Here is a 12,697-nt window from a genome sequence, read left to right on the forward strand (position 1 = left end):
GGCCGGGCTGGCGCGAAAGAGCGAGACTGACTAAGGCACCGCCCCATGACCGAGCTTGCCAAGACATTCGATCCCGCCGCCATCGAGGCGAAATGGTATCAGCACTGGGAGACGAGCGGCCAGTTCCGCCCGGCCCGCCCGGACGCGCAGCCCTTCACGATCGTCAACCCGCCGCCGAACGTGACCGGCAGCCTGCACATCGGCCATGCGCTGGACAATACGCTGCAGGACATCATGGTCCGCTACGAGCGGTTGCGCGGCAAGGATGCGCTGTGGGTGGTCGGCACGGATCATGCCGGCATCGCCACGCAGATGGTGGTCGAGCGCCAGCTGAACGCCAAGGGCGAGAAGCGCACGGACTACACGCGCGAGCAGTTCGTCGAGAAGGTGTGGGACTGGAAGGCCGAGAGCGGCGGCACCATCACTGGCCAGCTCCGACGCCTCGGTTGCTCCATGGACTGGAGCCGCGAGCAGTTCACCATGGACCCGCATTTCACGAAGGCGGTCGTCAAGGTGTTCGTGGACCTCCACAAGGAGGGCCTCATCTACCGCGACAAGAGGCTGGTGAACTGGGACCCGGGTCTCAAGACGGCGATCAGCGATCTGGAAGTCGAGACGCGCGAAGTACTCGGCAAGTTCTGGCATTTCCGCTATCCGCTGGCGGATGGCTCGGGCGCCATTTCCGTCGCCACCACGAGGCCCGAGACGATGCTGGCGGACATGGCCGTCGCGGTGAACCCGGACGACGAGCGCTACCGCATGTGGGTGGGCAAATATGTGAAGCTGCCGATCACCGGCCGCCTCATCCCCATCGTCGCGGACGAGCATGCCGATCCGGCCCTGGGTTCGGGCGCGGTCAAGATCACGCCCGGCCATGATTTCAACGATTTCGAGGTCGGCAAGCGCGCGGGCATCGCACCCGCCGACATGCTGAACATGCTCGATGCCGAGGGCCGCGTCTGCCAGACGGCGGACGGGCTGATCCCGCAGGCGCTGATCGGCCAGGACCGCTTCGAGGCGCGCTGGCACGTTCTTGCGATGATGGAGGAAGCCGGCCTGCTCGAGCGGACCGAGGACCGCACCATCCAGACGCCTTATGGCGACCGCTCCGGCGTCGTCATCGAGCCCTGGCTGACCGACCAGTGGTATGTCGACGCGGCGACGCTGGCCAGGCCCGCCATCGAGGCCGTGCGCTCGGGCGCCATCGAGATCGTGCCGAAGACGTGGGAAAAGACCTATTTCAACTGGATGGAGAACATCCAGCCCTGGTGCGTCTCCCGCCAGCTCTGGTGGGGCCACCGGATCCCGGCCTGGTTCGACGAGGATGGCCAATGCTATGTCGCCGAGACCGAGGCGGAAGCGCAGGTGCAGGCCGGCAATCGCAAGCTGACTCGCGACGAGGACGTCCTCGACACCTGGTTCTCCTCGGCCCTCTGGCCCTTCGCGACGCTGGGCTGGCCGGAACAAGAGCCCTCTCCCCTTGAGGGGAGAGGGTTGGGAGAGGGGCACGCAGTGGCCTCCCCGTCCCTTCTCGCCAAGCACTATCCCAACGACCTCCTGATCTCCGGCTTCGACATCCTGTTCTTCTGGGATGCGCGCATGGCGATGCAGGGCATCCATTTCATGAAGGATGTGCCCTGGCGCCGCCTCTATCTCCACGGCCTCGTGCGCGCCGCCGATGGCCAGAAAATGTCCAAGTCCAAGGGCAATGTCGTCGATCCGCTCGGCCTCATCGATCAATATGGCGCCGATGCGCTGCGTTTCTTCATGGCCGCCATGGAGAGCCAGGGCCGTGACGTGAAGATGGATGAGAAGCGCGTCGAGGGATATCGCAACTTCGCCACCAAGCTGTGGAACGCCGTGCGCTTTGCTCAGTCGAACGGCATCGTCGCCAGCACCAGCGTCGCCGCGCCCGCCGCCACGCTCGCGGTCAACAAGTGGATCATCGGCGAAGTCGTCGGCACGCTCGCCGAGCTGGACAAGGCGCTCGCGGACCTGCGCTTCGACGCCGCCGCCAATGCCATTTATCATTTCGTCTGGGACCAGTTCTGCGACTGGTATCTGGAGCTCATCAAGGCCCAGATCGATGAGGAGATCAGGGCCGTCGCCGGCTGGGTGATCGACCAGATCCTCGTCATGCTTCACCCCTTCATGCCGTTCATCACCGAGGAACTGTGGCATGCGCAGGGTGAGCGCTCGCATGACCTGATCGTCGCGCAATGGCCCGCGCCGCAGGCGCAGGTCGATCCGCAGGCGAGCGCCGAGATCGACTGGCTGATCCGGCTGGTGAGCGAGGTGCGCGGCGCCCGTGCCGAGCTGGGCGTGCCGCCCGGCGCGCGGCTCCCCGCCATCGTCAACGAGGCGAGCGCGGAGACGCGCGCGCGCATCGAGCGCACCGCGCCCGCCCTCGCCCGTCTCGCCCGCATCGAGAACTGGGCCTTCGACGGCGCGGCGAGCGGCGGTGCGGCACAGATCGTGGTCGACGAAGCGACCTTCATCCTGCCGCTCGAAGGCGTGATCGACATTGCCGCCGAGAAGGCTAGGTTGACAAAGTCCCTTCAGGCCGCGCAGAAGGAAGCCAAGTCGCTGGAAGGACGCCTCGCCAACCCCGCTTTCGTCGAAAAGGCGAAACCCGAGGCCGTCGAGAAAGCGCGTGCCGACCATGCCGACAAGATCGCGGAAGCGCAGAGACTGGAGGCTGCGCTGGCGCGACTTGGATAAGACATGAAATCGGGAGCCCATGAGCGAAGACCTGTCCCCCCCGCGCGACGACGCTTCGCCACGGCCCGCTGACGCCGATCCTGAAGACACGGGCTTCGAGCCCGGGCCGCGTCACATCCGTGGCGGGCGGGACCTGACGAGCGGCCCGATCTTCGCGACGCTCGTCCTCTTCACCCTGCCCACGCTCGTCTCCAACATCCTCCACAGCATGAACGGCTCGATCAACTCGATCTGGGTCGCGCATTTCCTGGGGGAAGCGGCGCTGGCCGCCACCGCGAACGCGAACATCATCATGTTCCTGATGTTCTCGGTGATCTTCGGCTTCGGCATGGCCGCCAATGTGGTGGTGGGCCAGGCATTCGGGCGCGGCGATCTGCAGGCGGCGCGCCATGCCTTCGGCTCCGCGATCGGCTTCTGCCTCGGCCTCACTTTCGTCATCGCCATTGCCGGCTTTCTGTGGTCCGAGCATATCCTGGCGACGCTGTCCACGCCGCCCGAAGTGTTCCGCCTCGCGCGGCAATATCTTCACTTCACGTTCCTCGGCCTGCCCGCGGGCATGATGTTCGTGATGGTGATGATGGGCCTGCGCGGCAGCGGCGATTCGATGACGCCCTTATGGTTCATTATCCTGTCGGTGCTGCTGGATATCGGCCTCAACCCCGTGTTCATCCTGGGTCTCGGCCCGGCGCCGCAGATGGGCATCGCCGGCTCCGCCTTCGCCAGCGCCATCTCCAGCTATCTCAGCCTCGCCGCGATGATCGCCTATATCTACTGGCGCGATCTGCCGCTGCGCCTGCGCGGCGCGGAATGGCATTATCTCAAGCCCGACTGGGCGCTGCTGCGCGTAGTCGCGGGACGCGGGGTGCCGATGGGCATCCAGATGGTCATCATGTCGCTTTCCACGCTGGTCATCATCGGCTTCGTCAATCGCGAGGGCACGCTGACGGTCGCGGCCTTCGCTGCCTCGCAGCAGGTGTGGAACTATATCCAGATGCCGGCGATGGCTGTCGGCGGCGCGGTGTCCTCCATCGCCGCGCAGAATATCGGCGCGGGCAAATGGGACCGGGTGGAGCAGACGACGCGCGTCGCCATTTTCGTCAACCTCGCGCTGTCGGGTGGGCTGATCGGCCTCGTCAGCCTGTTCGACCGGCATATCCTCGCGCTGTTCCTGGAGAATGGCGGCGAGGCGATCGCCATCGGCCAGCACATGATGCACATCGTCAACTGGAGCTATCTGCTTTTCGGGGCGGCAATGGTGATGTTCGGCACGATGCGCGCCAACGGCATCGTGCTGGCGCCTCTGATCATCCTCACCATCTCGCTCTTCTTCGTCCGCATCGGCTTCTATTATCTCTCCTATCCGTTGATCGGCGTCGATGGCCTCTGGCTGAGCTTTCCCGTGAGCACCGCCATCTCGCTGGTGCTGGCCTGGCTCTATTATCGCTTCGGCCGCTGGCGGAACGTCCAGTTGCGCGTGCCCAGCCCCCCGCTCGCGCGCGGCACTGCTTAGGGGTCCGGGCACGACAGGCCGGCAAAGGGAGGGACGAGAGGCATGAAACGGGTTCTGGTGACGGGCGGCGGCGCGGGCATCGGCCTCGCCATCGCGAAACGCTTCATCGAGGACGGCGCGCGCGTGCTGACCTGCGATGTCGACGAAACCGCCCTCAATGCCGCGCTGGAGGCCGTGCCGGGCCTGCTGGGACTGCATTGCGACGTCTCGCGCGAGGCCGATCTCGATGCGTTGTTCGGGGCGGTGGATCATCAGCTCGGCGGGTTGGACGTGCTGGTCAGCAATGTCGGCATCGGCGGCCCCACCCTGCCCGCGGATGCCTTGCCGTCCGAGGACTGGCGGCGCGTAATCGACATCAACCTGACCGCGAGCTTCGAGGTGACGCAGCGCGCCATCCCGCTGCTCAAGGGCAGCGCAGGGACCATCATCATCATGTCCAGCGCGGCGGGTCGCTATGGCTATCCCAATCGCATCGCTTATGCGACGAGCAAATGGGGCCTCGTCGGCTTCGCCAAGACACTCGCCATCGAACTGGGCCCGCATGACATCAGCGTGAACGCCATCCTGCCCGGGGCGGTGGGCGGCGAGCGGTTCGACCGGGTGATCGAGGGCCGGGCACGGGCGAGCGGCCGGTCTTTCGAGGAGGAAGTGGCGCTGGGCCTTGGCTCGCAATCGCTCAAGCGCATCGTGGCGCCGGCGCATGTGGCGGACCTCGCCCTGTTCCTCACCACGCCGGCGGGACGCTCGATCTCGGGCGCGGCGCTGCCGATCGACTGCGATCTCCAGCACGGCTGAGCGCGGCGCACCCGAAGGCCCCCTGAATCCGACGCCCCGCGGCATTGCAGGCCTCCTGCCCTGTTCCTACATTGGCGGCACAGGATTTCGCCAAGGAGTTTAAGGCGTTGAACGGAATGAAGACGGCCATGCTGCTGTCAGCGCTCACCGCGCTGTTCATGGGGCTGGGCTATATGTTCGGGGGTGCTGGCGGCGCGATGATCGCGCTTCTCGTGGCGGCCGGCATGAACCTGTTCACTTACTGGAACGCGGACAAGATTGTCCTGCGGATGCATAATGCGCGCGAGGTCGACATGACCAGCGCGCCGGATTTCTACGGCATGGTGCAGGGCCTTGCCCGCAATGCCGGCCTGCCGATGCCGCGCGTCTATATCGTCGAGGATCCGAGCCCCAATGCGTTCGCGACCGGGCGCAATCCCGAGAATGCCGCAGTGGCGGCCACCACCGGCCTGCTCGCCATGCTCTCGCGCGAGGAAGTCGCGGCAGTGATGGCGCATGAACTGGGCCATGTGCGCAATCGCGACACGCTGGTCATGACCATGGTCGCCACCATCGCGGGCGCCATCTCGATGATCGCCAATTTCGCCCTGTTCTTCCGGGGCGGCAACGGCAATGGCGGCAATCCGCTGGCAGCCATCCTCGCCGTGCTCGTCGCGCCTTTCGCCGCGATGATCGTGCAGATGGCGATCAGCCGCACGCGCGAGTTCGGCGCGGACAAGGCGGGCGCCGAGATCAGCGGCAATCCGGGCGCGCTGGCGTCCGCCCTCGCCAAGATCGCGGGCGCGGCGCAGCGCCGCCCGCCGCAGGCCGTGACGCAGAATCCGGCCGCCGCGCAGCTCTACATCGTGCCGACCGGCGTCTCCGAGCTGTTCTCCACACATCCCGCGACCGAGCGGCGCATCGCGGCGCTGCAGGCGATGCAGCCCGCGGCCCCCGCATCGGCCCCGGCCGTGCGGCGGCGCGCCCGCTCCGCGCTCGATCCGCTCGGCCGGCCCTGACCGGCATGGTTGTCGCGCCGGACGCTGATGCGCTGGAAATGCTGGCACGCCGCGCGATCGCGGCGATGCCGCCCCTGTTCCGCGAGCATCTGAACGGCATCGCGATCCAGATCGAGGAATTTGCGAGCGAGGCCGTGCTCGCCGAGCTGGGCATCGAGGACCCGTGGGACCTGACCGGCCTTTACGAGGGCCGCGCGCTCACCGAGCAGAGCATCTGGGATTCAGGCGGCCTGCCCCCCGTCATCCGCCTCTACCGGCGCCCGCTGCTGGAGGAATGGGTGGACACCGGCGTGGCGCTCGACGCGCTCATCGCTCATGTGATTGTCCATGAGGTGGGCCATCATTTCGGCTTTTCGGACGAGGACATGCATACCATCGAGAAGGACATGACGGGCGAGAAGGACATGACGGGCGAGAAGGACATGACGGGCTCGTAAGCGGGCACGCACCCGCGCCGTCTCAGCGCCCCTGGTTGCGCCAGCGATTGACGGTGCGCTCGAGGATTTCCTCCTCCCCGCCGGATTCCCGCCACAGGGACGAGAAGACCGGATCGGCCGAGGCCGGGCGCCGGCTCGCTTCCAGATCGTCGAAGGCCACGCGGATGGGCACGGTCACGCCTTCGCCGCACACCACGCATTCGCGATTGCGCAGCGCGGGAATCGCATCGAGGAAGCCGCGCGATCCTTCCGGCATCGCCGCCTTCACGAAATTCTGGTCCCGGTCGTTGTTGAGGCGCATGGAAATCAGCGTGCCGCACTGCGAGAGCACGCCTTCCGCCAGGTCCGAGGGACGCTGGGTGATGAGACCCAGCGACACGCCATATTTGCGGCCTTCCTTGGCGATCCGCTCCAGGATCTTGCGGACCGACTGGCCCTCGCCGGTGGTACTCGAAGGAATGTAGCGATGCGCTTCCTCGCAGACGAGCAGGATGGGCTTCTGCTCCTCGTCGCGCGACCAGATCGCGAAATCGAAGATGAGGCGCGCCAGCACCGAGACCACGACATGCGTGATCTCCGAAGGCATGGTGGAAGTATCCACGATGGAGATCGGCTTGCCGAGCGCGGGCAGCCGGAACACCTTCGCGAGGAAGGCCTGCATCGAATCCGCCACCAGCATGCCCGAGAACATGAAGCTGAAGCGCGGATCGGACCGGATTTCGTCCAGCCGCGTTCGCAGCCGCAGATAAGGCAGCGTGTTGGTGCTCTTGTCGAGCTTGCCCATCTCGTTGGCGAGGATCGTCGCGAGATCGGACAGCAGATAGGGCACCGGCGAATCCACGGTCAGCCGCCCGATGCCTTCCGCCGCGCGGTTGCGCGCGCGCGCCGCCAGCAGACATTTGGCCAGGATGTCGCAATCCATCGCGCGTTCCGGGCCCCGGGACGTGACGAGCACTTCGCAATGCTCCTCGAAGTTCATCAGCCAGTAGGGCAGTTCGAGATTGGTCGTGTTGTAGACCGCGCCATTGGTCTCGAAGGCCGCGCCATATTCGCCGTGCGGATCGATCATCACGATGTGGCCCTGCGGCGCGAGATCGCAGATGCGGTGCAGGATGAGCGCGGCGGCGGTCGACTTGCCGGTGCCGGTGGAGCCGACCAGCGCGAAATGCTTGCCGAGCAGCGTGTCTACCATCAGCGCGGCCCGCGTCGTCGCGGTGGGATAGACGGTACCGATCTCGATGCGCGCGCCGTCATGCGCGGAATAGATTTCCTGCATGTCCGCGTTGGACACGGGATAAAGCTGGGTGCCGGGAACCGGGAAGCGCGTGACGCCGCGGCGGAAGCGGAAGATGCGCCCGGTGAGCTGCTCCTGGTCGCCTTCCCCCACGAAATCGATATCGGCGACGATATGGCCGGGATGACGCGGATCGAGCGACAAGGTGCGGATCGTGGCGACGATCCAGCAGTTGCCGGTCCGCATCTTCACCTGGCTGCCGACCTGCCCCGCCATGGCGACGCTGCTGTCCTCATGCACGCTCAGCGTCTCGATCGCCGTGATGTCGATGAGGACTCGCGCCGATCCGCCCGAGATGCCGGACACGAGGCCGATGACGAAATCGGAGAGGCGGCGGCGGGGCGGCGCCTCGGCGGGATCGAGGCCCGAAGGCCGCACCGGCGTCGGCTCCAGCGGGCGTCCCGCGCTCATCCCGGTCATGAAGTTCATGCGTGCAGCGCTCCCACCCTGTCCATCAGACAAGGGCGCTATCAGCAAGGCGTAAACAAAATCCTGCGCCGGGGTCGGCGGCCGAAGCGCGCTTCCGGATCCCCCCGGCTCAGGCCGGTGGCAGCCGCTGGGCGACATAGCCCGCAGCCAGCCCCATCACGAGCGCCAGCGTCACGGCCGCGATGCCATAGGCAAGGTCATGCTCTTCCGCGAACTGCCCGATGAGCCGCTCGAAGCCGGTCTTGTGGACTTCGATTTCCCGGGTGGCGGCCGCCAGCACGCGGCCATTCTGCACCAGAAACGTCTCCGCCGTGTAGGTCCCGGTGACCACGCGCGCGGACAGCGGCAGGCGCGCGCGATACAGCACGCCGTCGGTGATCTCCACGGTGCCGGGCGCTTCCAGATAAAGGCCGTTGCGCGCACGCAGATCGTTGAGCCCCCGCGCGAACCGGCCGATCTCCGTCGTGCCGCTCAGCGATGAGGGGGAAAGCTGCAGCTTGTTGAGGCCGAATTCGTAGATCGCGGCCGTGCGCTCGTCGACCAGCTCGTCGATGGCGCGCGAGGAAGCGACCGCATAGAAGCTCGGCGCCGAACGGAAATCGATGCTGTCGGCGTTCACCCAGATGCCGGCGATCTTCTGCTTCTCGCGCATGGTGATCGACTGGCTCGGGCCCTTCAGCACCACGATGATGTCCGCCGGCTCCTCCGGCACGCGTCCGCCCGGGTAGAGGATGGCGCCGAACAGCAGCAGCTCCGCTCCCGTGAAGCTGAAGCGGATCTCCACCGTGCGCTGCGACACGTCCGGCACGAGCTGGGGCGCCGCCTGCTGCGCGCTGGCGGCCTGCCCCGCGGCGAGCAGACCCAGCGCGGCCAGCAGGAGGGCCAGGCGCCTCATTGCACGGTCACCGTATAGATTTCGTCCGGCCGCCAACCGAGGCCGAGCGCCATGCGGATGGCGACGACGAGGACGATCAGCGCCAGCGCCACGCGCAGATATTCGGGCGGCGCCTTCATGGAGATGCGCCCGCCGACCTGGGCGCCGATCACGCTGCCGATGAGCAGCAGGAAAGCCAGGACGAGGTCCACCGCATGGGTCGTCATGGCATGGGCGATGGTCGTCGCCATGGTCACGAACAGGATCTGGAACAGGGACGTGCCGATCACCAGCTGGGTCGACATGCCGAGGATGTAGATCATCGCGGGCACGAGGATGAAGCCGCCGCCAATGCCCATCAGCATGGTCATGATGCCCGAGAAGACGCCGAGCAGCAGGGGCGCGAAGGGCGAGATGTAAAGGCCCGAGGCATAGAAGCGCCAGCGCAGCGGGAGGGCGGCCACCAGCGGATGATGCCGCCGCTTGCGCGCTTCCGGTCGCTCGCCGCGCCGCGCCATCACCAGCGCGTGAATGGCCTCGCGCGCCATCAGCAAGCCGATCGAGCCGAGCATCACCACATAGAGCAGGCCGATGACCGTATCGATCTGGCCCAGCCGGTCGAGGATACGGAAGATGACGGTGCCGATCGCCGCGCCGATGATACCGCCGACCACCATGACGCCGCCCATCGGCAAGTCGACCGTCTTGCGGCCGAGATGGCTCATCACGCTGGAGACGCTCGCGCCCATCACCTGAGTCGCGGCCGAGGCGGCCGCGACTGTCGGCGGGATGCCGTAGAAGATGAGCAGCGGCGTCGTCAGGAAGCCGCCGCCCACGCCGAACATGCCGGAAAGCAGGCCCACCAGCCCGCCCAGCCCGATGATGACCACCGCATTCACGGACAGGTTCGCGATCGGCAGATAAATGTCCATGCCGTCCTCGGTAGTCGCAAAGCCGCCGCGCCAAAAGGGGCGAGCCGCTCTGGCGGCTAAAAATCTGCCACCAGCGTGATGGCCGGTCCGCTTGCCGGGCGCGCTTCGCCCCCGATCCGCAATCGCCACTCGCCGCTCACACGCATGGTGCCGGCGCCCGTCGGCACCCGCAGGCTGATTTCCGGCCCGAGATCGAGGCGCGCCGCGCCGGGCTGGGCGCTACCCGAGACGCTCGCACCGGCCACGAGCCGGAACGCCCGCTCCTCCTGCGCGAGCACATAGAACAGGCTTGCCTTGCCGTCCGCGAAGGCGTCCGGATCGTCGAGCCCGACGACTCCCGCCTGCGCATAGCCTTCCGCTTCCAGCCGGGGTGCGACCGCGCGCGGACCGAAGCCCCCCGCGGTAATCAGGGCAAAGGCACTGCGCCCGCCCGGCCCGAGCTTCTGGCGCCGCTCAGCCATGAGCGAGACCGGGCCATTGGCCGGCCGCCACCCCAGCCCGAGCGCAGCCTCCTCGGACGATGGCCCTGCGAACGCACGGGAGGCGCGCAGATAAAGCGCCACTTGCCCCACCGAACCATCATGCAAGCGATAGTCGAGGCGCGCGCCGGCCTGCGAGCCGCCGAGCAATGGCGCGGAAAGGGCGCTGCCCGCCATCTCCGGTCGCCAGAGCAGCCAGGCCGTGCCGGACCATCGATGCCCCCCGGTCATCGGTGGCGCCACCGGGTTTGTCGCCAATGCCACTGCCGGTGCCAGCTCCGGTTCTGGGTCCACTGCCCCCCACGCGCTCCCGCCCTCGCCATGCATCTCCTCCAGCAGAGCGGCCGCGAAATGCGGCGCCTCAGCAGGCACGAGGTTGCGTCGCTGATTCGCCGCCGGGGCGTGGATCTGTCCGGCCCGAGATCCCGGCGAAGAGCGGCGTCGCGACCGGAGAGGGGAAGGCGATGCGAGCCCCGCGCGCTCCTCGTCCGAGGGCGCTTTCAGCGAAAGCATGACGTGAACGATCCGGGGCGTTCCGCCAAGCCACGGCCATTCCGACCATCCGGCCGCAAGGGTGCCCCAGACCAGCGGCGCTACCAGCAGCCCCGTGCGCGCCACCACCCAGCCGCCCAGCAGCCACCCGAGGAAGCGCATCGGGCGACCGGACGCGCTCATGAGCGCGATGGCTCCGCTGCGTCGGGGAAGCGATGGGTCGTCTTGTCCCACACCAGCCGCTGCCCGCGCAGATGGCGCACATAAATGTCCACGGCACGCCGCACCGCCAGCATCGCGATGATATTGGCCACCAGCGAACGCGGCACGGAGAGCAGCGCTTCCCACCAGCCATAAGCGCGCCAGACGAAGATCATGCGGACCAGCAGGCGCCAACCCAGAATGAATCCGGTGATGGTCAGCAACCATGACAGGGGCCAGGGCAAGGGCGAGCTCGCCCGTCCCGCCAGCTCCGCAACGGCCACCAGCCCGGCCATCAGCAGGCCGAGATAGGCCGCGAGCAGGACCAGTGCCGCCAGCGCCGCGCGCCGGTCGCGCAGTCGCATCCAGCGCTCGTGCCAGGAGCCGGACCAGCCCATCCGGTCCCAGCCCGCCAGCGCGATCCCGACCGTCCAGCGCGCTTTCTGCCGGACCGCAGCGCCCAGTGTATCCGGGAAATATTCGCGCGTGGCGATGAGTTCGCCGGCATCGTCGCGCATGCGCACCAGCACGCCCCGGTCGCCTGCCTCGCCGATGCGCAGGCCCAGCTCATAATCCTCGGTCAGGCTGTCCGGATCGAACGGCAATTCCGCGCGGGCGGCGGCGATGCGTCCGAGCACCCGGCGATTGAACCCGCAGCCAACGCCGGCGGAGGGCAGCGCCGCGCCCAGTGCCTCCCGCACCGCCAGCGATTTGCCATGATGCTCGGCGAACTCGTCGCAATAATGGCCCGCGATCCAGCGCGAGCGGGTGGAAGCGAGCGGCAGCACCGGAAGCTGGACGAGGCCGAAGCGCGGCGCGAGCAGGCCGATGAGCCGCAGGGCATCGCGGTGCACGACGTCTTCTGCGTCATGAAGAATAACGGCCAGCATCTCGCGGCCCTGCGCCTCCTCCCATGCCCGCATGGCGCCCCAGAGCTGATTGAGGCAGTCCGCCTTCGTGGTGGGCCCCGGCCGGGGATTGAGGACAAGCGAGACGCGGGCCCCATGCGGCCCCGCCATCACCTGCCCGACCCGCTCCAGGGTCACCGGGTCATTGGGATAGGCGCCCACGAAGATATGGACGTCCTCGTCCCGCCATTTGTGCAGGCACGCGCGCAGCATCGGTCCGATCACGTCGCCCTCGTCCCAGGCAGGCACGAACACCGCGATCGGCCCCGCCCGGCCAGGCGGCGGGAGATCGCAGGCGGTCATGCGAGGCATGCGCGAATAGATGGTGAGGGAACGCCACAGGCGGCGCGTGGCATAGAGGCCGTCAATGGCCAGGTCGTCCAGCCCGCCCAGCAGCAGGCCGATCGCGGCGAACAGCAAGAGTTCGTTGCGCAGCAGCTCGGCCGCCGCCAGTGTCAGCCCCATAGCCCCCCGTGGGGCGACGCCTTTCCCCCCATGCGCCGCGCCGTCTCTATCGGGCCAGCAAGGCAGAAAATGCAAGGACCAATGACGATTGGTCCAGCCATGCGATGGCGCTTCGTCGCCTGTGCGCCCGGGCCCGTTTGACGCTCCGTTGGCCCTTCTCTA

10 protein-coding genes are annotated in these 12,697 nt (G+C 67.4%); 5 read left to right on the forward strand and 5 right to left on the reverse strand.

The annotated features are described in order from the left end of the window. Window positions 1-45 precede the first annotated feature (45 nt). The 5 genes from SLG_RS15605 to SLG_RS15625 all read left to right on the forward strand — a co-directional run bounded on the left by SLG_RS15605 (window position 46) and on the right by SLG_RS15625 (window position 6,461). Window positions 46-2,721: a valine--tRNA ligase gene (locus SLG_RS15605; protein WP_014077465.1), complete on the forward strand. Its 2,676-nt coding sequence runs from the start codon at window positions 46-48 to the stop codon at window positions 2,719-2,721. A gap of 19 nt (window positions 2,722-2,740) precedes the next feature. Beyond that, window positions 2,741-4,231 carry an MATE family efflux transporter gene (locus SLG_RS15610; protein ID WP_014077466.1) on the forward strand — a complete coding sequence of 497 codons (1,491 nt, stop codon included), beginning with the start codon at window positions 2,741-2,743 and terminating at the stop codon, window positions 4,229-4,231. A gap of 42 nt (window positions 4,232-4,273) precedes the next feature. Continuing rightward, window positions 4,274-5,026, forward strand: a complete 753-nt coding sequence (locus SLG_RS15615) for an SDR family oxidoreductase (protein WP_014077467.1) — start codon at window positions 4,274-4,276, stop codon at window positions 5,024-5,026. A 107-nt stretch (window positions 5,027-5,133) separates the two neighbouring features. Further along, window positions 5,134-6,024, forward strand: coding sequence for a zinc metalloprotease HtpX (gene htpX / locus SLG_RS15620; RefSeq protein ID WP_014077468.1), 891 nt, complete (start codon window positions 5,134-5,136; stop codon window positions 6,022-6,024). Between the two features lie 5 nt (window positions 6,025-6,029). Further along, the gene (locus tag SLG_RS15625) at window positions 6,030-6,461 is read left to right on the forward strand and encodes a metallopeptidase family protein (protein WP_014077469.1); all 432 of its coding nucleotides are present in this window, start codon (window positions 6,030-6,032) and stop codon (window positions 6,459-6,461) included. 22 nt (window positions 6,462-6,483) lie between these two features. On the opposite strand, the gene SLG_RS15630 is transcribed toward SLG_RS15625, so the two are convergent. The 5 genes from SLG_RS15630 to SLG_RS15650 form a co-directional block, all read right to left on the reverse strand. Then, window positions 6,484-8,184 carry an ATP-binding protein gene (locus SLG_RS15630; RefSeq protein WP_014077470.1) on the reverse strand — a complete coding sequence of 567 codons (1,701 nt, stop codon included), beginning with the start codon at window positions 8,182-8,184 and terminating at the stop codon, window positions 6,484-6,486. A gap of 109 nt (window positions 8,185-8,293) precedes the next feature. Continuing rightward, window positions 8,294-9,079: a TIGR02186 family protein gene (locus tag SLG_RS15635; RefSeq protein ID WP_014077471.1), complete on the reverse strand. Its 786-nt coding sequence runs from the start codon at window positions 9,077-9,079 to the stop codon at window positions 8,294-8,296. Next, window positions 9,076-9,990, reverse strand: coding sequence for a sulfite exporter TauE/SafE family protein (locus SLG_RS15640; RefSeq protein ID WP_014077472.1), 915 nt, complete (start codon window positions 9,988-9,990; stop codon window positions 9,076-9,078). The genes SLG_RS15635 and SLG_RS15640 overlap by 4 nt, the downstream gene beginning before the upstream one ends. 56 nt (window positions 9,991-10,046) lie before the next feature. After that, window positions 10,047-11,144 carry a hypothetical protein gene (locus tag SLG_RS21055; RefSeq protein ID WP_014077473.1) on the reverse strand — a complete coding sequence of 366 codons (1,098 nt, stop codon included), beginning with the start codon at window positions 11,142-11,144 and terminating at the stop codon, window positions 10,047-10,049. Continuing rightward, window positions 11,141-12,535: a glycosyl transferase family protein gene (locus SLG_RS15650; RefSeq protein ID WP_014077474.1), complete on the reverse strand. Its 1,395-nt coding sequence runs from the start codon at window positions 12,533-12,535 to the stop codon at window positions 11,141-11,143. The genes SLG_RS21055 and SLG_RS15650 overlap by 4 nt, the downstream gene beginning before the upstream one ends. Window positions 12,536-12,697: the final 162 nt, after the last annotated feature.

Origin of the sequence: Sphingobium sp. SYK-6 (assembly GCF_000283515.1) — a bacterium.
Lineage (GTDB): Bacteria > Pseudomonadota > Alphaproteobacteria > Sphingomonadales > Sphingomonadaceae > Sphingobium > Sphingobium lignivorans.

Excerpts from the sequence above, each read along its gene's own strand:
- SLG_RS15635 (WP_014077471.1), bottom strand. The coding sequence starts at position 9,079 with ATGAGGCGCCTGGCCCTCCTGCTGGCCGCGCTGGGTCTGCTCGCCGCG.
- SLG_RS15615 (WP_014077467.1), top strand. The coding sequence starts at position 4,274 with ATGAAACGGGTTCTGGTGACGGGCGGCGGCGCGGGCATCGGCCTCGCC.
- SLG_RS15650 (WP_014077474.1), bottom strand. The coding sequence starts at position 12,535 with ATGGGGCTGACACTGGCGGCGGCCGAGCTGCTGCGCAACGAACTCTTG.
- SLG_RS15610 (WP_014077466.1), top strand. The coding sequence starts at position 2,741 with ATGAGCGAAGACCTGTCCCCCCCGCGCGACGACGCTTCGCCACGGCCC.
- SLG_RS15640 (WP_014077472.1), bottom strand. The coding sequence starts at position 9,990 with ATGGACATTTATCTGCCGATCGCGAACCTGTCCGTGAATGCGGTGGTC.
- SLG_RS15625 (WP_014077469.1), top strand. The coding sequence starts at position 6,030 with ATGGTTGTCGCGCCGGACGCTGATGCGCTGGAAATGCTGGCACGCCGC.
- SLG_RS15605 (WP_014077465.1), top strand. The coding sequence starts at position 46 with ATGACCGAGCTTGCCAAGACATTCGATCCCGCCGCCATCGAGGCGAAA.
- SLG_RS15630 (WP_014077470.1), bottom strand. The coding sequence starts at position 8,184 with ATGAACTTCATGACCGGGATGAGCGCGGGACGCCCGCTGGAGCCGACG.
- SLG_RS21055 (WP_014077473.1), bottom strand. The coding sequence starts at position 11,144 with ATGAGCGCGTCCGGTCGCCCGATGCGCTTCCTCGGGTGGCTGCTGGGC.